Below are 18,433 nucleotides of genomic sequence, written 5' to 3'. Positions count from 1 at the left end.
GGCAGGACAGAGGGGGGCGCGACGGAACACGACCCATCGCGGCGTAACGCGGCGATAACAGTCTCATGACGCAATCCCCGGCAGTTTCACCGCGCTTGCCGCTTCCACCGCCGCGCCGCTGCGTACCATGGCGATGGCCTTCTCCATGTCCGGGTGGAAGTGCCGGTCGTTGTCGAGATGCGGCACCTCTGCCCTGACCAGCCGGCGCACCGCCTCCAGTGCCGCGCTCGAGGCCAGAGGCGCATGGAAATCGCAGCCCTGTGCGGCGGCCAGCAATTCGATGCCGATGACGGCCGTCGCATTCTCGACCATGCCGATGAGCCGGCGCGCCCCATGCGCCGCCATCGAGACATGGTCTTCCTGGTTGGCCGAGGTCGGGATCGAATCGACGCTGGCCGGATAGGCTTTTTGCTTGTTTTCAGAAACCAGTGCCGCGGCCGTGACCTGAGGGATCATGAAACCGGAATTCAAACCCGGCTTGGGCGTGAGAAAGGCCGGCATGCCCGACAGCGCCGGGTCGACCAGCATGGCGATGCGCCGCTCCGACAGCGAGCCGATTTCGCAGACGGCGAGCGCGATCATGTCGGCGGCGAAGGCCACCGGCTCGGCGTGGAAATTGCCACCCGAAAGCGCGGAGTCGTCCTCGGCAAAGATCAGCGGATTGTCGGTGACGCCGTTGGCCTCGGTGGCGAGCGTGTCCGCAGCCTTGCGGAGCACGTCGAGTGCAGCGCCCATCACCTGCGGCTGGCAGCGCAGGCAATACGGATCCTGCACGCGCTCGTCGCCGACGCGGTGCGATTCACGGATGGCGCTGCCGGCCATCAAATTGCGCAACGCCTCGGCCGTCTCGATCTGGCCGCGATGTTTCCGGAGCAGATGGATGCGTGGATCGAACGGAGCGTCGGAGCCTTTGGCGGCATCGGTCGACAGCGCGCCGGCGACCAGTGCCGACTGGTAGAGCACCTCCGCTTCGAACAAAGCGGCAAGCGCATACGCGGTCGAGAACTGGGTGCCGTTGAGCAGCGCCAGGCCTTCCTTGGCGCCCAGTATCACCGGCTCCAGGCCGTGCGAAACGAAGGCGACCTTGGCGGGAAAGCGGCCATGCGGGGTAAAGCACTCGCCGACACCGATCATCACCGCGGTCATGTGCGACAGCGGCGCAAGGTCGCCGGAAGCGCCAACTGAGCCTTGCGCCGGCACCACGGGGATCACGTCGTTGGCCAGCATCGCCTCGAGCAGTTCGATGGTCCGCGGCCGCACGCCGGAGGCGCCCTGTGCCAGGCTGGCCAGCTTCAGCGCCATCATCAGCCGGCAAATTGCGACGGGCATCGGCTCGCCGACGCCGGCGGCATGCGACAATACGATGTTTCGCTGCAGCGTTTCCAGGTCGGCGGCGGGGATGCGAACACTGGCCAGCTTGCCGAAGCCGGTGTTGATGCCATAGACCGGCTCGCCTTTGGCAACGATCCTGGCGACAGCCTCGGCGCTGGCCTTGATCTTCGGCCGGCAGGCATCGTCGAGCCTCAGTGCGGCGCCGCGATAGATGGCGCGCCAATCGGTCAGCGTGGCATTGCCTGGCCTTAGCTTGAGTTCGGTCATTGTCCCCTCCAGATGCGGGCATGCAGCGGGTTGAAGCCCATGCGGTAGACGAGTTCGGCCGGGCGTTCGACGTCCCAGATCGCCAGATCGGCGGATTTTCCGGCCTCCAGCGTACCGGTCTGTCCAAGCAGCCCGAGCGCGCGGGCAGCCTCGCGCGTGACGCCGGCAAGGCATTCATCGACCGTCAGGCCGAACAACGTCGCCGCCATGTTCATCGTCAGCAGCAGCGAGGTCAGCGGCGACGTGCCGGGATTGTTATCGGTGGCAACGGCCATCCTGACGCCATGCTGGCGAAACAGGGCGATTGGCGGCTTCTTGGTCTCGCGGATGAAATAGTAGGCGCCGGGCAGGATGGTCGCCACGGATCCTGCCTTCGCCATCGCCGCCGCACCGGCCTCGTCGGTGTATTCGAGGTGGTCGGCCGACAGCGCACCATAGCGCGCAGCAAGTTCCGCGCCGTGCAGATTGGACAGCTGGTCCGCATGGAGCTTGACCGGCAGGCCCGCCGCCTTCGCGGCATCGAACACGCGGGCGATCTGCTCCGGCCAAAATGCAATGCCTTCGCAAAAACCGTCGACGGCATCGGCCAGGCCCTCGGCAGCGATGGCCGGCAAAATCTCGTTGGCGACAAGATCGATGAAGGCATCCTTGTCGCCTTTTGCTTCGGGCGGCAGCGCATGGGCGCCGAGGAAAGTGGTCCTGACCGTCACCGGCCGCTCACCGCCCAGCCGTCGCGCGGCGCGCAGCGACTTCCTCTCGTTTTCGAGGTCGAGACCGTAGCCGGATTTGATCTCGACGGTGGTGACACCTTCGGCGATCAGCGCATCGAGGCGCGGCAGCGACTGGGCGACCAGCTCGTCCTCGCTGGCCGCGCGCAGTGCCTTGACCGAGGAAACGATGCCGCCGCCGGCCTTGGCAACCTCTTCATAGGTGGCGCCGGCCAACCGCATCTCGAATTCATTGGCACGGTTGCCGGCGTGGACCAGATGAGTGTGGCAGTCGATCAGGCCGGGCGTAATCCAGCGGCCTTCGCAGTCGGTCGCCTCGGCGCCCTCGCGGAGTGCTGCCGGCATGTCGGCTTCCGACCCGGCATAAACGATCCTGCCATCGCGCACGGCGATCGCACCGTGCTCTACGACGCCTAACCCGGTGCTGCTTTCGGCCATGGTCGCGAGGCGCGCATTGCGCCACAGGCGAACCTCCCCTGCCCGGCTTTTGCTCTCTGCAGCCATCATCTTTTCCGTTTCAATCGGTGACGATTATGTATATACATATCAAAAGGCACTGCAAGCGTTATCATCGCATGGCAGACCGGGATTTGGAGAAAAACGTGACGGCAATCTTCGCGGAACACGCACTTCTGCCCGACGGCTGGCACAGCAATGTGCGGATCGTCATCTCCGACGGCAGGATCGCCGCGGTCGAGGCGAATACCTCGCTCCTGCCTGGCGACGAGCGCCAGGCCATCCTTCTATCCGGCATGCCGAACCTGCACAGCCACGCCTTCCAGCGCGGCATGGCCGGCCTTGCCGAATTGCGCGGGCCTTCCGCCGACAGTTTCTGGAGCTGGCGCGAGGTGATGTACCGTTTCGCGCTTTCGATGACGCCGGACCAGGTCGAGGCGGTCGCGGCCCAGCTCTATGTCGAGATGCTGGAGGCCGGGTTCTCGCGTGTCGGCGAGTTTCACTATTTACACCACGACCGCGACGGCCGGCCCTATGCCAACATCGCCGAGATGGCGGAACGCATCATTGCCGCAGCGTCCGAGACGGGCATCGGGCTGACGCTGCTGCCGGTGTTCTACGCGCATTCCTCTTTCGGCGGCGCTGCGCCAAATGATGGCCAGCGGCGGTTCATCAACAATGTGAACCAGTTCTCGCGGCTTGTTGAGAAATGCCGCGAATCCGTTCGCAGCTTGAATCAAGGCGTTGTCGGCGTCGCCCCGCACAGCCTGCGTGCCGTGACACCGGAGGAACTGGAAAACATCACGGTGATGGCGCCGGAGGGGCCGATCCACATCCACATCGCCGAGCAGATGAAGGAGGTCGAGGACTGCCTTGCCTGGTCCGGGACGCGGCCGGTCGAGTGGCTGCTTGCCAATGCCAAGGTCGACCGGCGCTGGTGCCTGATCCACGCCACCCACATGACTGACACAGAGACGGTGCAAATGGCGAAAAGCGGCGCCGTTGCCGGCCTTTGTCCGATCACCGAGGCCAATCTCGGCGACGGCACCTTTGCCGCGCCCTTGTTCATGCAGCATGGCGGCCGCTTTGGCATCGGCTCGGATTCAAACGTCCTGATCGGCCTGCCGGACGAGTTGCGGCAGCTCGAATATTCGCAACGCCTCGCCCACCGCGCCCGCAATGTGCTGGCGGTCGCCGGCGGGTCGACCGGCCGTGCTTTGTTCGATGCAGCGCTCGATGGTGGCAGTGCCGCGCTGGGCGCCGGCCCCTCGCAGATCGCAGCAGGTGCCTCGGCCGATTTCGTCTCGCTCGACGGCAAGCATCCATCGCTGGCCGGCAAGACGGGCGATGCAATCCTTGACGCCTGGATTTTTGCCAATGGCACCAAGATCGATTGCGTCTGGGTGCATGGCAGGAAACTGGTCAGCGGCGGCATGCATGCCAGGCGCGATGCTATCGCCGAGCGGTTCCGCCAGGTGATGACGGCGCTTTCGGCATGAGCATGATCGCGACAATAGGCGCGGATTCTGGAAGCGCGGACGGCGGCGAGGTTCTTTCGCTGCACCAGCGCATCCTGTCGGACATCAGCGAACGGATCCTGTCGGGTGCTTGGGCGCCCGGCCACCGCATTCCGTTCGAGCATGAACTGACGGCCGAATACAATTGTTCGCGCATGACAGTGAACAAGGCGCTGTCGCAACTGGCCAAGGCTGGGCTGATCGAGCGCCGGCGTCGTTCGGGCAGCTTTGTCCGCCGGCCGCAATCGCAGGCGGCCGTTCTCGAAATCCACGACATCCGGATCGAGGTCGAGGCACTTGGCCTACCCTACCGCTATGAGCGCATGGCGCGAAGCAGAAGGCGCAGCAGCGCCGACGACCGCGCCCTGCTGGAACTCGACGTCGCCGGGCCGGTGCTGGGGCTGGAATGCCTGCATTTCGCCGGCAAGCGGCCGTTTGCCCATGAGCAGCGGCTGATCAACCTGGCTGCCGTGCCGGAGGCCGCCGAAGAGGCGTTTTTCGAGACCGCGCCCGGTCCGTGGCTGATCGGGCGCGTGCCGTGGAGTGCCGCCGAGCATCGCATCCGCGCGGTTGCCGCCGAAAAGCACATCGCGGCGGCGCTCGACATCGAGACCGGCGCGCCGTGCCTGGTGATCGAGCGGCGGACATGGAGCGCCGAGCACCCCGTCACCCATGTCCGGTTCACCTATGCGGCAGAGAACCACACGCTGGTGGCGCGGTTCACGCCGTCGCAGGGGTGAGCTCCTAACCCTCCCCCTTGAGGGGAGGGTCGCGGAGCAAATTGCCGCGCGGCGGCATTTTGTGACGCGGGGTGGGGTCGGAGCAACCTCGCCGACCCCACCCCGTCTCGCAGTCTCCGCTTCGCTTCGACTACTCGCCGACCCTCCCCTCGAGGGGGAGGGTTAGAGCCGCATTCTCAAATCGCCGCGGTAACAATGATCTCGACCAGATATTCCGGTCCGGCAAGTTTCGCTTCGCCCGTGGCGCGGGCCGGCGTGTTGCCCTGCGGCACCCATTTGTCCCATTCCGCGTTCATCTCGGCAAAGGTGCTCATGTCGGCCAGCCAGATGATCGCCTGCAGGATCTTGGTCTTGTCGGTGCCGGCCTTGGCCAGCAATTCGTCGATCGCCGCCAGAATGTCCCTGGTCTGGGCACCGACGTTTCCGCCCGGCTTGCCGACCTGACCCGCCAGATAGACGGTGTTGCCGTGGATGACGATCTGGCTCATGCGCGGGCCCACATCGATGCGACGAATGCTCATTGGATATTCCTTCTCCTCTTGTCGGTGCGCCTGTTTAGGGGCCGGGTTCGCCGGGGGCAAGACCGCTCGAGCGGAACCGCTTGAGCCAAGCCAAAGCAGACAACATGACGGCCTGGCCGCAATTCCGCCCGATTGGCTTGTTGACTAATGTAATAACATCACATATCGAATCCGCCCCTGCAGCACCGATCGTCGCCCCATGGATCGTCACATGAGCCAAACCTGCCTGACCTTCCGCGACCTGACGCTGGGCTACAACAGCCACCCTGCGGTCCACCACCTCAATGGTACGATCCGCAAGGGATCGCTGACGGCGGTCGTCGGCGCCAACGGCTCCGGCAAGTCGACGCTGATGAAGGGCATCGTCGGCGTTCTGAAGCCGATGGCCGGCGCGGTGATCCGGGCGCCCGGCGTGCGCGCCGCCTACCTTCCGCAGCAATCGGAGCTCGACCGCTCCTTTCCGGCCCGTGTCGTCGACCTGGTTTCACTTGGCCTGTGGCCGCGGCGCGGCATGCTCGGCCGTTATACAAGGGAAGATCGCGATTCGGTCAGCGAGGCGCTGATGGCCGTCGGCCTCGGCGGCTTCGAGAAGCGCCCGATCGACACGTTGTCGGGCGGCCAGCTGCAGCGCACGCTGTTTGCCCGCGTGCTGTTGCAGGATGCCGAGCTCATCCTGCTCGACGAGCCGTTCAACGCCGTCGATGCCAAGACGGTCGGTGACCTGATCGCGCTGATCAAGCGCTGGCACGGCGAGGAACGCACGATCATGGTTGTGGTCCACGATCTCGATCTGGTGCGGCAGAATTTCCCCGAAACACTGCTGCTGGCGCGCCGGCCGATCGCTTGGGGAGAGACCAGGGAGACGCTGCGGCCGGAGAATCTGTTGCGTGCGCGCCGCTTCCACGAGGCCTGGGAGGACAACGCGCCATGGTGTGAGCCCGGCGAGCATGATCACCAGCACAGTGGCCACGAACACGGCCATGACCATCATCACGGCCCGGGGCCGAGGGCGGCGTGATGGACGTGCTCTACGGTCTGTTCGTCGCTCCGTTCGCCGACTACGCCTTCATGCAGCGGGCGCTCGCCGGTTCAATGATGCTGTCGCTCGGCGCTTGCCCGGTCGGCGTGTTCCTGATGCTGCGGCGCATGAGCCTGTCCGGCGACGCCATGGCGCATGCCATCCTGCCCGGTGCCGCCGCCGGCTTCCTGTTTTATGGCCTGGAAATCCTGCCGATGACGATCGGCGGACTGATCGCCGGTATCATCGTGGCGCTCGGCGCCGGCGCCGTCTCGCGCTTCACCATTCAGCGCGAGGACGCCTCGATGGCGGCCTTCTATCTGATTTCGCTGGCCATCGGCGTGCTTATGGTGTCGATCCGCGGTTCCAGCGTCGATCTCATGCATGTGCTGTTCGGCACCGTATTGGCGCTCAACAACGAGGCGCTGACGCTGATCGGCGGCATCGTGCTAGTGACCTTGGCCAGCCTCGCCATCTTCTGGCGGGCGCTGGTCGCCGAATGCCTCGACCCTTTGTTCCTGCGCTCGGTCAGCCGGATGGGCAGCCCGGTGCATTTCATCTTTCTCGGCCTCGTCGTGCTCAATCTCGTGGGTGGTTTCCAGGCGCTCGGCACCCTGCTGTCGGTCGGGCTGATGATGCTGCCGGCGGCGGCGGCCCGCTTCTGGACGTCGCGCGTCGAGCCGATGTGCGTGTTGGCCACAGTGATCGGCTTTGCCTCCTGCATTGCCGGGCTGCTGTTGTCCTACCATGCGTCACTGCCCTCGGGCCCGGCCATCATCCTGTCCGCCGGCGTCGTCTATTTCGCCTCGATCCTGTTCGGCACGCGCGGCATCCTGCGCGCCCGCATCGTTCATCACCGCCACAGAACTGCCTGATCCCAACAAGGAGAGACTGTCCATGCTGAAATCGATCCGCGCCGCGTTGGCCATGAGCGTTATAACATTAACCGCCCTTGGCGCTTCGTCGGCCTTTGCTGAGCCGTTGAAAGTGGTCGCCAGCTTCACGATCATCGCCGATTTCGCCAAGAATGTCGGCGGCGACCGCATCGATCTGACCACCATCGTCGGGCCGGACGGCGACGCCCACGTCTACGAGCCGAGCCCCGCCGATGCGGTGGCCATGGCCAAGGCCGACATCGTGCTGGTCAACGGCCTGCATTTCGAAGGTTTTCTGCAGCGCCTGGTCGACGCCAGCGCCACCAAGGCTTCGATTGCCGTGCTGACAAAGGGGGTCACGCCGATCAATTTCAAACCCGAATTCGCCGAGGCCGACGCCGCCGAAGGCGCGGAAACCGATGGCGGCAAGACGGTCACCGATCCGCATGCCTTCCAGTCGATCGCCAATGCCAAGATCTATGTGAAGAACATCGCCGACGCCTTTTGCACGGCCGACGCTGCGGGTTGCGACAGCTACATGGCCAATGCAGCTGCCTATACGCAAAAGCTCGATGCGCTCGAGGGCGAAGTGCAGGCGGCGATCCAGTCGATCCCGCAAGAGAAGCGCGTCGTCATCACCTCGCATGATGCCTTCGGCTATTTCGAGAAGGCCTATGGCTTGACCTTCCTGGCCCCGGAAGGCGTGTCGACCGAGTCGGAGCCTTCCGCCGCCGACGTGGCCAAGCTGGTCAGCCAGGTGAAGCAGGACAAGGCGGCGGCGATCTTCGTCGAGAACATCACCAACCCGCGGCTGATCGAGCAGATCGCCAGCGAGACCGGCATCAAGGTGGGCGGCACGCTCTATTCCGATGCGCTGTCGCAGCCCGACGGCCCGGCCGCGACCTATATCGACCTGATGCACAACAACATCGCCCAGATCAAAGGCGCGATCCTCGGAAGCTGAGCGATCGACCTCGTTCACCCAGCCGGGCTGGCGTATGGCGCATCCAAGCACACGCGGCGCCGTCCGGCTGGATTTCCGGCATCGAAATCTCTATCTGCGCGGATGGATTTCTTTTCGCGCGGATTGCCGACCGGGTCAGGGAGTGGCAAGACTGCCGCTAACCAGATTGCGAGGACACCGCCATGGAATACCGACAGATCAGCGAGGACTATTCGGTCTCGGGCCAGATCCAGCCCGAGGACGTCGCGACCATCAAGGCCGCCGGCTTCAAGAGCGTGATCTGCAACCGGCCGGACGACGAGCAGCCCGGCCAGCCATCGGCCGACACCGTCAAGGCGGCGGTCGAGGGCGCCGGGCTCGCCTTCCGCTACATCCCCGTCATCAGCGGCCAGATCACGGCCGAGAATGTCGAGGATCAGGCCGAGGCGCTTGAGGAACTCGAAGGCCCGGTCTTCGCTTACTGCCGTTCCGGCGCCCGCTGCACCAATCTTTATGGGCTGATCCAGCAGTCGAAGGGGTGACATTCGCCCTCAGATCGGTAGCGCGCCGGTTTCCTTTAGCGTCTCCAGCACGATCGCCGTCTTCACGTGCTGCACGGATTCGTGCGGCAGCAGCACGCTGTTGACGAATTCCGACAGCGACTTCAGGTCGGGCGTCACCACTTTCAATATATAGTCCATCTCGCCCGTCAGCGCGTGCGCTTCCTGCACTTGCGGCAGCCGCGCCACCAATTCGCCGAAACGCCGCGCATTGTCGCGGTTGTGTGTGGCAAGCGTCACCGAGATGACGTTGACAAGGGAAAAGCCGAGCTTGTCGCGGTCGAGCACCGCCCGGTAGCCCTTGATGTAGCCGTCCTCCTCCAGCCGCTGGCGACGGCGCGAGCATTGCGAAGCGGACAGGTTCACCCGTTCCGACAGATCGTTGTTGGTCAGCCGTGCATCGCCCTGCAGCAGAGCCATTATCTTGCGGTCAAACTGGTCGATGCGCGCCTCATCCATGGGTTTCTCTCCATACATGCACAATTCACGCATTACCTGATCATTTCAAGCGTTTGAATGCAAGCACCGTGCACTGCGTCCTTGCTATCATTAGGTTGAGATGGCCTTTCCAGGCCAAACAGCTTTGGAGGACACTGCCATGGGTCCCTTTCCGCACGACGCACCGCCCGCCAAGATCAGCAAGACCAATCCCGCCGGCACCGACGGCTTCGAATTCGTCGAGTTCGCGCATGCCGAGCCAGAAAAGCTCGCCGAGCTTTTCACCCGCATGGGCTATGTGCCGGTGGCCAAGCACCGCAGCAAGGACATCACCGTCTGGCGGCAGGGCGACATCAACTATGTCGTCAATGCCGAGCCGGGCTCGCATGCCATGAAATTCGTCGACAAGCACGGCCCTTGCGCCGCCTCGATGGCGTGGCGGGTGGTCGATGCCAGGCATGCCTTCGACCACGCGGTAGCCAAGGGCGCGACGCCCTATGAAGGCAACGACAAGACGCTCGATGTGCCGGCGATCGTCGGGATCGGCGGATCGCTCCTCTATTTCATCGAAACCTACGGCGAGAAGGGGTCGGCTTACGACGCCGAGTTCGACTGGCTGGGCGAGCGCAACCCCAGGCCGGAAGGCGTCGGCTTCTACTATCTTGACCACCTCACCCACAATGTCTATCGCGGCAACATGGACAAATGGTGGGATTTCTACCGCGACCTGTTCGGTTTCAAGCAGATCCATTTCTTCGACATCGACGGCAAGATCACCGGGTTGGTCAGCCGCGCCATCACCTCGCCGTGCGGCAAGATCCGCATCCCGCTCAACGAGTCCAAGGACGAGACCAGCCAGATCGCCGAATATCTGAAGAAGTACAATGGCGAAGGCATCCAGCACATCGCCGTCGGCACCGACGACATCTATGGCGCCACCGACAGGCTGGCCGCCAACGGCCTGAAGTTCATGCCGGGTCCGCCGGAGACCTATTACGACATGTCCTTTGCCCGCGTGAACGGCCATGAAGAGCCGATCGAGCGCATGAAAAAGCACGGCATCCTGATCGACGGCGAAGGCGTCGTCGATGGCGGCACGACCAAGATCCTGCTGCAGATTTTTTCGAAAACCGTGATCGGGCCGATTTTCTTCGAATTCATCCAGAGAAAGGGCGACGAAGGCTTTGGCGAGGGCAATTTCCGCGCTTTGTTCGAATCGATCGAGCAGGACCAGATCAAGCGCGGCGTGCTGAAGGTGGACGGCAAGGCAGCGTAGCCAGCTCGGCCGAGGTGTCTTGTGGTTTGATCAATTATGACCTAAATTATGGTCATAAAGGATCGAGTCATGAATGTTTCTATTGCCGAAGCCAAGGCCAAATTGTCGGAACTCGTCAGCCGCGCGGAAGCCGGCGAGGAGATCGTGCTCACACGCCACGGCAAGGTGGCGGCGCGTATCGTAGCTCCGGCGGTGGCCGAACCCCTGCCGCGTATAGGCGCGTTGAAGGGCAAGATCTGGATTGCGGACGATTTTGATGAACTCGGTCCCGAGTGGGATGAGTACGTGAAATGACGGTCGGCCCGTTTCTCGCCGACACACACATCATCCTCTGGTCGATTTCGGACGATCGGCGTCTCAGCGAGCACCACCGCGCTATTCTGGCTTCGGAAGCGGTGGTGTTCGCGAGCGCGGCAAGCGTCTGGGAAATTGCCATCAAACGTTCGATCAGAAAACTTAATGCGCCGGACGATCTGCCAACGCTGCTTCCAAGGATGCAATTTCAGCCGCTCGCCGTAACCTTCCAGCATGCGAACGCCGTCGGCGGCCTACCCCACCACCATGGTGATCCGTTCGACAGGCTTCTGATTGCGCAGGCGCAAGTGGAGAACCTCACCATCCTGACATCCAACCCGCATTTCGCCCGTTACGATGTGGCTTTGGCATGATTACCCAGGCAGTTGGTCTCGCAAGCCCAGCCGCTCAACCTCCGCTTTCCTGAGTTTCACATCGTAATCGAGGAAGAACTCGTCGAGTTGCGGCGGTTTCACCGAGGTGCCGGACAGCATCGCGTGCACCTGGCCGCGATGATGGATGTCGTGGATGAAGAGATGGGCGAGCAAATCGCCGATCCGCTCCGGTATCATGCCGTCCTCGCGCCGGTCGGTGAGAACGCGGCGCTCGAGATCGTCCGCCGAAAGGCGGTCGCAAAAGGCGATCAGCCGCCGGTCGGCCTCCGCCTGTGCAACAAAAAGCGCCTTGGCATCATTGAACGGCACAAAATCGTCATGGGCGGCGGCGCCGATGCCGCCTTCTTCGAGAAAGTCAAGATAGAGATAATCGACCGCCAGGATGTGGTTCAGCGTCGCCTTGATCGATGGGAAGAAGCTTATCCTTTCAGCTTCGAATTCGCCGGGCTCAAGCTGCAGCACGGCACGATAGAGCCGGTCGTTGGACCACAGATTGTTAGCTGCCATGCGGCGGAAATGGTTCAGCAGGTCCATGACTTCACGCCGCTGACCGGACCAAAGACAAGCCCGCCCACATGAACGCGAATCCAGCGATGACGATCAGCAGAAGCCGGATCATGTGCCGCCGCATGGCTTGCGTTTCCTGGTCCAGCGCGACATTCGTGTTGGTGACGGTGTGAAACATCATCGCCTTGCGCGGAAAGCCGCTGCGGTTGGTCAGGTCAGGCGAGCGAGCCTCGATGCGGTAGCTCAGTCTGATTGCCTGGATGAAGATCGCCAGCATGACAAGGGCCCAGACACCGCACAGCAGGTAGAATGTCTCGCCCGTCATTCTCTTGCCCCCTCGTATTTCTCGACCTTCTGCTCGATGGCGCCGAAGATCGAATGCCCGCCCCTGTCCTTCATCTCGATGCGCACGGTATCGCCAAAGCGCAGGAAGGGCGTTTTCGGTCCGCCGGCCTCAATAGTCTCGATCATGCGCAACTCAGCGATACAGGAATAGCCAGCGCCGCCTGCCGAGACAGGCTTGCCCGGCCCGCCGTCGAGCTTGTTGGAGACGGTGCCCGAACCGATGATGGTGCCGGCGGCCAACGGCCGCGTTTTTGCGGCATGAACAATCAGCGCCGGAAAATCGAAGGTCATGTCGATGCCGGCGTTTGCCCGGCCGAACGGCTTGCCGTTGAGATCGACCAGCAGCGGCAGGGCGACCTTGCCGCCGTCCCAGGCGTCGCCCAGTTCGTCCGGCGTCACCGCAACCGGCGAAAAGGCCGATGACGGCTTCGACTGGTAGAAGCCGAACCCCTTGGCAAGCTCAGGTCCGGTCAGGCTGCGCAGCGTCACATCGTTGACCAGCACGACCAGGCGGATCGCTGCCCGCGCCTCTTCGAGGCTTGCGCCCATCGGCACATCGTCAACTATGACCGCGACCTCTCCTTCCATGTCGATGCCAAGGGTCTCGTCGGTCATGCGGATTGGGTCCCGCGGTGCGAGGAAAGCGTCCGAGCCCCCTTGGTAGATCAGCGGATCGGTCCAGAAGCTTGCCGGCATCTCGGCGCCGCGCGCCTTCCGCACCAGTTCGACATGGTTCACATAGGCCGAGCCATCGGCCCATTGGTAGGCGCGCGGCAGCGGCGAATGGGCGTCATGCTCGTGAAAGCGGGCAGACGGCACCGCATTATTCTCCAGCGATTCGGCCATGGCAGCGAGATGCGGCGCGATCCGAAGCCAGTCGTCAAGCGCGGCCTGCAGCGTCCGCACCAGAAATGAAGCATCGGTGAACCGTGTCAGGTCGCGCGAGACGACGACAAGCTTTCCATCGCGCGTCCCGTCCTTCAAGGTGGCAAGCTTCATGCGGTTTCCTCTCCTGGTGCAGCTTTGGTGCTGCTTTGATTTTTTGTTCTACGCATGATCTCTTCCGAAAACCGGTTTCCACTTTTCGGGATCATGCTCCAGCCCCACAACAAGGCCGTCGCGTGCGATCGTCAAGTCGCCGGCCCATGTTTTCCTGACGGCGGCAATCCAGTCGGCCTCGTCGATCTCGGGATCGTCGGCGGGAATGAGATGGTTGAGGACCAGTCTTTTGACGCCTGCATCACTGGCGATGCGGCCCGCTTCCTCGGCAAAGCTGTGGCTGGCAAGCAGGTGTTCCCTCAGCCTTGCGCCGTTGCCGGTCTTCGCGACCAGCCGCTCGATACCCTCTTCCAGCATGGCCTCGTGGACCAGCACGTCGGCGCCTTGGGCGAAATCCGCCAATGGCGGAAAGAACGCCGTATCCGACGAGAAGACGATGCTTTGCCCCGCATGGTCGAAGCGCAGCGCAAAGCAGTCCGTCACTGGCGGGTGGTCGACGCGCAGCGCCGATATTTTGAGACCGCGCTCTTCCGCCACCTGGCCTTCACCAAACTCGACGATCGAGACCAGGTCGCGGAGATCCGGCCTGCCTTCATCGGCGATGCGGATCTCGATGTCGAACTCCATCGCCTGGCAAAAGCGCTGCCAATAGTAGCCGGTGCCGGGCGGGCCGAATACGGTGACCTTTGTTGCCAGGCCGCCCGTCCATGCAGTGTGGATCAACGGTCCGAGTTCCAGCACATGGTCGGAATGCAAATGCGTGATGAAGATCAGTTCGAGCGCCTGAAGGCTGATGCCGGCACCGGTCAGCCCGCGCGTTACGCCCAGCCCGCAATCGACGACGATGGTGCGGCCGCCAATCTCCAGCAGTGACGAACTCGGCCACGGCCCGCCCGGCCGCAGCGCGGGACCACCCTTCGAGCCAAGAAGCACCAGACGATCCGTCACGCGACGGCGCTCAAGACCAGTCGCCCTCGGGCGTGCCGTTGAAGCGCTTCTTCAGGCCGGCCCAGCAGTCGATGTAATTGTCCTGCCGGGTTTCGAGCTCGGCGCCATAGCGGGTCACCATCTGCGGAAAGCGTGTCTCGAACATGAAGGCCATGGTGTTGTCGAGCTTGACCGGTTTCAGCTCCGCGCGCGAGGCTTTTTCGAAGCCAGATGCATCGGGTCCGTGAGCCAGCATCATGTTGTGCAGACTGATGCCGCCGGGCACGAAGCCCTCTTCCTTGGCATCGTACTGACCATGTATGAGGCCCATGAACTCGCTCATGATGTTGCGGTGATACCAGGGCGGCCGGAAAGTGTTTTCCGCCACAAGCCAGCGCGGCGGGAAGATGACGAAATCGATATTGGCGGTGCCTTCCTCGCCGCTCGGCGCGCTCAGCACGGTGAAGATCGACGGATCGGGGTGGTCGAACAGGATCGCACCGACCGGCGAGAAGGTCGCAAGATCATATTTGTAGGGCGAATAATTGCCGTGCCACGCCACTACATCCAGCGGCGAATGGTCGAGCTCGGTGACATGGAACTGACCACACCATTTCGCGATCAGCCGGCACGGTGTCTCCTTGTCCTCGAACCAGGCACAGGGCGTCTTGAAATCGCGCGGATTGGCCAGGCAATTGGCGCCGATGGGGCCACGATCCGGCAGCGTCAGCTTGGCGCCGTAATTCTCGCAGACATAGCCGCGCACTTCGGCATCCACCAGTTCGACCTTGAACACCAGACCACGCGGCAGCACGGCGATCTCGCCCGGCCTGAGTTCGATGACCCCCATCTCGGTGACAAAGCGCAAGGCTCCAACCTGCGGGACGACCAGTAACTCGCCGTCGGCGTTGAAGAAATGATCGTCGACCATCGAACGGTTAGCGACATAGACATGTGCCGCCATGCCGGTCTGGCCGAGCACGTCGCCGGCGGTGGTGATCGAGCGCATGCCGGCAATGAAATCGGTCGGCTCCTTGGGCATCGGCACCGGGCTCCAGCGATACTGGCCGAGTGCGAGCTGGTGGTCGCCGACGTTCGGCGCGCTTTTCCAAAGAGGATAATTCGCCGCTTTGAAGCGACCGGTGTGCCTGACGCTCGGCCTTATCCGATAAAGCCAGGAGCGCTCATTGGTGCCGCGCGGCGCGGTGAAAGGAGAGCCCGAAAGCTGCTCGGCATAGAGGCCGTAGGCCGGCCGCTGCGGCGAGTTTCGCCCTTGCGGCAGCGAGCCCGGCAAAGTCTCGGTTTCGAAGTCATTGCCGAAACCCGGCATGTAGGAGTAGGCCATGGAACCCTCCCGAATTCATGGTCTCGGAGCATCGTTTGCGCATCCGCAAAGATGCTCCGAGTTGACCATACTGGTTTCGTTTGTAACCATTGAAAATGTAACCATCAACGGGATTTCGGCATGAGCCGCCAGCATGCCCAGTCAGGGCCAACCATGGAAATCCTCGAGCTGGAATCGTTCCTGCCTTACCGGCTCTACCGGCTTGCCGATGCCGTCAGCCGCGAATTCTCAAGGGTCTACAAGGACCGCCACGGCCTGACCCGGCCCGAATGGCGCACGCTGGCCGGGCTTGGACAGCACGGCACGATGACGGCGATGGCGCTCGGCGAGCAATCGGCCATGCACAAGACCAAGGTTTCGCGCGCGGTCGCCGAGCTCGAACGGCGCCGCTGGCTCAGCCGGACGCCCGACGTAAAAGACCGCCGTGTCGAGCATCTGGCGCTGACCAAGGCTGGCGTTGCCGCCTATCGCGAGATGGTGCCGCTGGCGAAGGAGTTCGAACGGGAATTGCTGGCAAGATTGAGCCCCGCCGAGCGTGTGGCCATTGCCGGCGGAGTGGCAGCACTAGAGGCGGCATTGGGGAAAAGCTAGGTTCCTGCCAGAATTACAGGCACCTTGGCGGGACAGCTTTCAGTTCGCACCGTGTTCCTTCGGGCCTTCACCAGTCCATGACCACCTTGCCGGAATTGCCGCTCTTCATCGCTTCGAAGCCGGAGATGTAGTCGTCGATGCCGATGCGGTGGGTGATCAGGCCGCTGACATCGAGAGGACCCTGCACCAGCGCAATCATCTTGTACCAGGTCTCGAACATCTCGCGGCCGTAGATGCCCTTCAGATGCAGCATCTTGAAGATGACCTTGTTCCAGTCGATCTCGAAGCCGGTCGGCGCGATGCCGAGAATGGCGATCTTGCCGCCATTGTTCATCGTGTCGATCATGTCGCGGAAAGCAGGGGCTGCGCCCGACATTTCGAGGCCGACGTCAAACCCCTCGGTCATACCGAGCGCCGGCATGATATCGCGTAGCTTTTCTTTCGACGCATCGACGACATGCTGGACGCCGAGCTTTTTTGCCAGTGCCAGGCGCACCGGGTTGATGTCGGTGATGACCACTTTTCGCGCGCCGACGCATTGCGCCACCAATGCGCCCATGATGCCGATCGGCCCGGCGCCGGTGACCAGCACGTCCTCGCCGACGAGGTCGAAAGATAGTGCGGTGTGAACCGCATTGCCCAGGGGATCGAAGATCGCGGCGATCTCGTCCGGCACGTCGTCGGGGATCGGCACGACATTGTGCTGCGGGATAGCCAGATATTCGCCGAAGGCGCCGGGGCGATTGACGCCGACGCCGAGCGTGTTGCGGCACAGATGCCCCCTGCCCGCCCGGCAGTTGCGGCAATGGCCGCAGACGATATGGCCTTCACCGGACACACGCTGTCCGACCTTGTATTCAGTCACCGCCGCGCCAAAATCGGCGACCGTACCAACGAATTCATGCCCGGTCACCATCGGCACCGGCACGGTCTTTTGCGCCCACTGGTCCCAATTGTAGATGTGGACGTCGGTGCCGCAGATCGCGGTCTTCCTGATCTTGATCAGCACGTCGTTGGGGCCGATCTCCGGCACCGGCACCTCTTCCATCCAGATGCCCGGCTCGGCCTTGGCCTTCACCAGCGCCTTCATCATGTTCGACATTCTGCAGTCCCTTGAAGGTCTTGATCCGGAATCGCTTTTCGACTGCCGGTCATTCAGGAAATCACGCCGAGCTCGCGACCGACTGCGGCGAACGCCTCAATCGCACGGTCAATGTCGGCGCTGGAATGGGCGGCAGACATCTGTGTGCGAATGCGCGCCTGGCCCTTCGGCACCACCGGGAAGGAGAAGCCGATGACATAGATGCCGCGCTTGAGCATGCGCGCGGCCATTTCCTGCGCCAGCGTCGCGTCGCCCAACATCACCGGGATGATCGGATGGTCGGCGCCGGCCAGTGTAAAGCCGAGGCTGCCCATCTCGGAGCGAAACCGCGCTGCGTTGGCATATAGGCGCTGACGCAACGCATCGCCATTGCGGACCAGTTCGAAAACCCGGATCGAGGCGCCGGCTATCGCCGGCATCAGCGTGTTGGAAAACAGATAGGGCCGCGAGCGCTGGCGCAGCCAGTCGACCACCTGCTTCCTGCCCGACGTATAGCCGCCCGACGCGCCACCCAATGCCTTGCCGAGCGTGCCGGTGATGATGTCCACCCTGCCCTCGACGCCGCAATGTTCGGCCGAGCCACGGCCATTCCTGCCGACGAAACCAACTGCATGGCTGTCGTCGACCATGACCATTGCGTCATATTTGTCGGCGAGGTCGCAGACGCCCTTCAGATTGGCGATGATGCCATCCATAGAGAACACGCCGTCGGTGGCGATCAGCCGGAACCGACAGTCGCGCGCCTCTTGCAACCGCGCTTCGAGATCGGCCATGTCGTTGTTGGCGTAGCGGAAGCGCTTTGCCTTCGACAGCCGTACCCCGTCGATGATCGAGGCGTGGTTCAGCGCATCGGAGATGACCGCATCCTCTTCGCCGAGCAGCGTCTCGAACAGGCCGCCATTGGCGTCGAAGCAGGAGCCGTAGAGGATAGTGTCCTCCATGCCGAGGAAATCAGAAATGGTCGCCTCGAGTTGCTTGTGTTCCTCCTGTGTGCCGCAGATGAAGCGCACCGACGCCATGCCATAGCCGTAACGATCGAGCGCCTGCTTGGCCGCCTCGCGCAGTTCGGCGCTGTCGGCGAGGCCGAGATAATTATTGGCGCAGAAATTCAGCACCTTCTCGCCGCCCACCTCGATCTCGGCCGATTGGGTCGAGGTTATCACCCGCTCGGATTTATAGAGACCTGCCGATTTCAGCCCTTCAAGCTCGCTGTCGATGTGGGAGAGGAATGCTGCGGTCATGATCAGGCCCTGTTGA

21 protein-coding genes are annotated in these 18,433 nt (G+C 63.0%); 10 read left to right on the top strand and 11 right to left on the bottom strand.

Annotated elements, in window-relative coordinates; all coding sequences use genetic code 11:
* Positions 1-63: 63 nt before the first annotated feature.
* Together hutH and hutI are read right to left on the bottom strand one after the other, a co-directional pair.
* Entirely contained in the window at positions 64-1,599 is a 1,536-nt protein-coding gene (hutH, locus tag NKJ72_RS25795; RefSeq protein ID WP_352479967.1) for a histidine ammonia-lyase, read from the bottom strand.
* Complete coding sequence (gene hutI, locus NKJ72_RS25790) at positions 1,596-2,831, bottom strand: imidazolonepropionase (protein ID WP_352479966.1); 1,236 nt, start codon at positions 2,829-2,831, stop codon at positions 1,596-1,598. The genes hutH and hutI overlap by 4 nt, the downstream gene beginning before the upstream one ends.
* 98 nt (positions 2,832-2,929) lie before the next feature.
* Between hutI and NKJ72_RS25785 the strand changes: the two genes are divergently transcribed.
* Positions 2,930-4,282, top strand: coding sequence for a formimidoylglutamate deiminase (locus NKJ72_RS25785; protein ID WP_352479965.1), 1,353 nt, complete (start codon positions 2,930-2,932; stop codon positions 4,280-4,282).
* Positions 4,279-5,040 carry a histidine utilization transcriptional repressor HutC gene (gene hutC / locus NKJ72_RS25780; RefSeq protein WP_352479964.1) on the top strand — a complete coding sequence of 254 codons (762 nt, stop codon included), beginning with the start codon at positions 4,279-4,281 and terminating at the stop codon, positions 5,038-5,040. Before NKJ72_RS25785 ends, hutC begins: the two co-directional genes overlap by 4 nt.
* A gap of 176 nt (positions 5,041-5,216) precedes the next feature.
* Here the strand turns inward: hutC and NKJ72_RS25775 are convergent, their stop codons facing one another.
* Positions 5,217-5,561, bottom strand: a complete 345-nt coding sequence (locus NKJ72_RS25775) for a RidA family protein (RefSeq protein ID WP_023674415.1) — start codon at positions 5,559-5,561, stop codon at positions 5,217-5,219.
* 211 nt (positions 5,562-5,772) lie between these two features.
* On the opposite strand from NKJ72_RS25775, the gene aztA reads away from it, so the two are divergent.
* From aztA to NKJ72_RS25755, 4 genes are all read left to right on the top strand, one after another.
* Positions 5,773-6,579, top strand: a complete 807-nt coding sequence (gene aztA / locus NKJ72_RS25770; RefSeq protein WP_352479963.1) for a zinc ABC transporter ATP-binding protein AztA — start codon at positions 5,773-5,775, stop codon at positions 6,577-6,579.
* Positions 6,579-7,454: a zinc ABC transporter permease AztB gene (gene aztB, locus NKJ72_RS25765; RefSeq protein WP_352479971.1), complete on the top strand. Its 876-nt coding sequence runs from the start codon at positions 6,579-6,581 to the stop codon at positions 7,452-7,454. The genes aztA and aztB overlap by 1 nt, the downstream gene beginning before the upstream one ends.
* A 22-nt stretch (positions 7,455-7,476) precedes the next feature.
* On the top strand, positions 7,477-8,418 hold the full coding sequence (gene aztC, locus NKJ72_RS25760) for a zinc ABC transporter substrate-binding protein AztC (RefSeq protein ID WP_352479962.1): 942 nt from the start codon (positions 7,477-7,479) through the stop codon (positions 8,416-8,418).
* A gap of 182 nt (positions 8,419-8,600) precedes the next feature.
* Positions 8,601-8,939, top strand: coding sequence for a protein tyrosine phosphatase family protein (locus tag NKJ72_RS25755; RefSeq protein ID WP_254817489.1), 339 nt, complete (start codon positions 8,601-8,603; stop codon positions 8,937-8,939).
* 9 nt (positions 8,940-8,948) lie between these two features.
* On the opposite strand, the gene NKJ72_RS25750 is transcribed toward NKJ72_RS25755, so the two are convergent.
* Positions 8,949-9,416: an Lrp/AsnC family transcriptional regulator gene (locus NKJ72_RS25750; protein ID WP_254817488.1), complete on the bottom strand. Its 468-nt coding sequence runs from the start codon at positions 9,414-9,416 to the stop codon at positions 8,949-8,951.
* Positions 9,417-9,555: 139 nt separating this feature from the next.
* Between NKJ72_RS25750 and hppD the strand changes: the two genes are divergently transcribed.
* The 3 genes from hppD (at position 9,556) to NKJ72_RS25735 (ending at position 11,339) form a co-directional block, all read left to right on the top strand.
* On the top strand, positions 9,556-10,671 hold the full coding sequence (gene hppD / locus NKJ72_RS25745; RefSeq protein WP_352479961.1) for a 4-hydroxyphenylpyruvate dioxygenase: 1,116 nt from the start codon (positions 9,556-9,558) through the stop codon (positions 10,669-10,671).
* 69 nt (positions 10,672-10,740) lie between these two features.
* A complete protein-coding gene (locus NKJ72_RS25740) occupies positions 10,741-10,965 on the top strand; it encodes a type II toxin-antitoxin system Phd/YefM family antitoxin (RefSeq protein ID WP_254817725.1) in 225 nt (74 codons plus the stop codon).
* Positions 10,962-11,339, top strand: coding sequence for a type II toxin-antitoxin system VapC family toxin (locus NKJ72_RS25735; protein ID WP_352479960.1), 378 nt, complete (start codon positions 10,962-10,964; stop codon positions 11,337-11,339). Before NKJ72_RS25740 ends, NKJ72_RS25735 begins: the two co-directional genes overlap by 4 nt.
* Here NKJ72_RS25735 and NKJ72_RS25730 read toward each other — a convergent pair whose 3' ends face one another.
* From NKJ72_RS25730 to hmgA, 5 genes are read right to left on the bottom strand one after another with little or no spacing between them, the layout of a single operon-like run.
* Complete coding sequence (locus tag NKJ72_RS25730) at positions 11,340-11,894, bottom strand: DinB family protein (RefSeq protein WP_352479959.1); 555 nt, start codon at positions 11,892-11,894, stop codon at positions 11,340-11,342.
* A 4-nt stretch (positions 11,895-11,898) separates the two neighbouring features.
* Positions 11,899-12,192: a hypothetical protein gene (locus tag NKJ72_RS25725; protein WP_352479958.1), complete on the bottom strand. Its 294-nt coding sequence runs from the start codon at positions 12,190-12,192 to the stop codon at positions 11,899-11,901.
* Entirely contained in the window at positions 12,189-13,211 is a 1,023-nt protein-coding gene (locus NKJ72_RS25720) for a fumarylacetoacetate hydrolase family protein (protein WP_352479957.1), read from the bottom strand. Before NKJ72_RS25720 ends, NKJ72_RS25725 begins: the two co-directional genes overlap by 4 nt.
* Before the next feature lie 48 nt (positions 13,212-13,259).
* Positions 13,260-14,159, bottom strand: coding sequence for an MBL fold metallo-hydrolase (locus tag NKJ72_RS25715; protein WP_352479956.1), 900 nt, complete (start codon positions 14,157-14,159; stop codon positions 13,260-13,262).
* A 10-nt stretch (positions 14,160-14,169) separates the two neighbouring features.
* Complete coding sequence (hmgA, locus tag NKJ72_RS25710) at positions 14,170-15,483, bottom strand: homogentisate 1,2-dioxygenase (RefSeq protein ID WP_352479955.1); 1,314 nt, start codon at positions 15,481-15,483, stop codon at positions 14,170-14,172.
* Between the two features lie 153 nt (positions 15,484-15,636).
* On the opposite strand from hmgA, the gene NKJ72_RS25705 reads away from it, so the two are divergent.
* Positions 15,637-16,074, top strand: a complete 438-nt coding sequence (locus tag NKJ72_RS25705) for a MarR family winged helix-turn-helix transcriptional regulator (protein ID WP_352479970.1) — start codon at positions 15,637-15,639, stop codon at positions 16,072-16,074.
* A gap of 67 nt (positions 16,075-16,141) precedes the next feature.
* On the opposite strand, the gene tdh is transcribed toward NKJ72_RS25705, so the two are convergent.
* Positions 16,142-17,176 (bottom strand): L-threonine 3-dehydrogenase, encoded by a 1,035-nt coding sequence (tdh, locus tag NKJ72_RS25700; protein ID WP_254817478.1) that lies wholly within the window; start codon positions 17,174-17,176, stop codon positions 16,142-16,144.
* Positions 17,177-17,229: 53 nt separating this feature from the next.
* Positions 17,230-18,417, bottom strand: coding sequence for a glycine C-acetyltransferase (locus NKJ72_RS25695; protein WP_352479954.1), 1,188 nt, complete (start codon positions 18,415-18,417; stop codon positions 17,230-17,232).
* Positions 18,418-18,433: the final 16 nt, after the last annotated feature.

Origin of the sequence: Mesorhizobium sp. M0045 (genome assembly GCF_040323385.1) — a bacterium.
GTDB lineage: Bacteria > Pseudomonadota > Alphaproteobacteria > Rhizobiales > Rhizobiaceae > Mesorhizobium.
The sequence above is the reverse complement of the archived record's forward strand: the minus strand, read 5'-3'. Positions and strand labels throughout refer to the sequence as shown.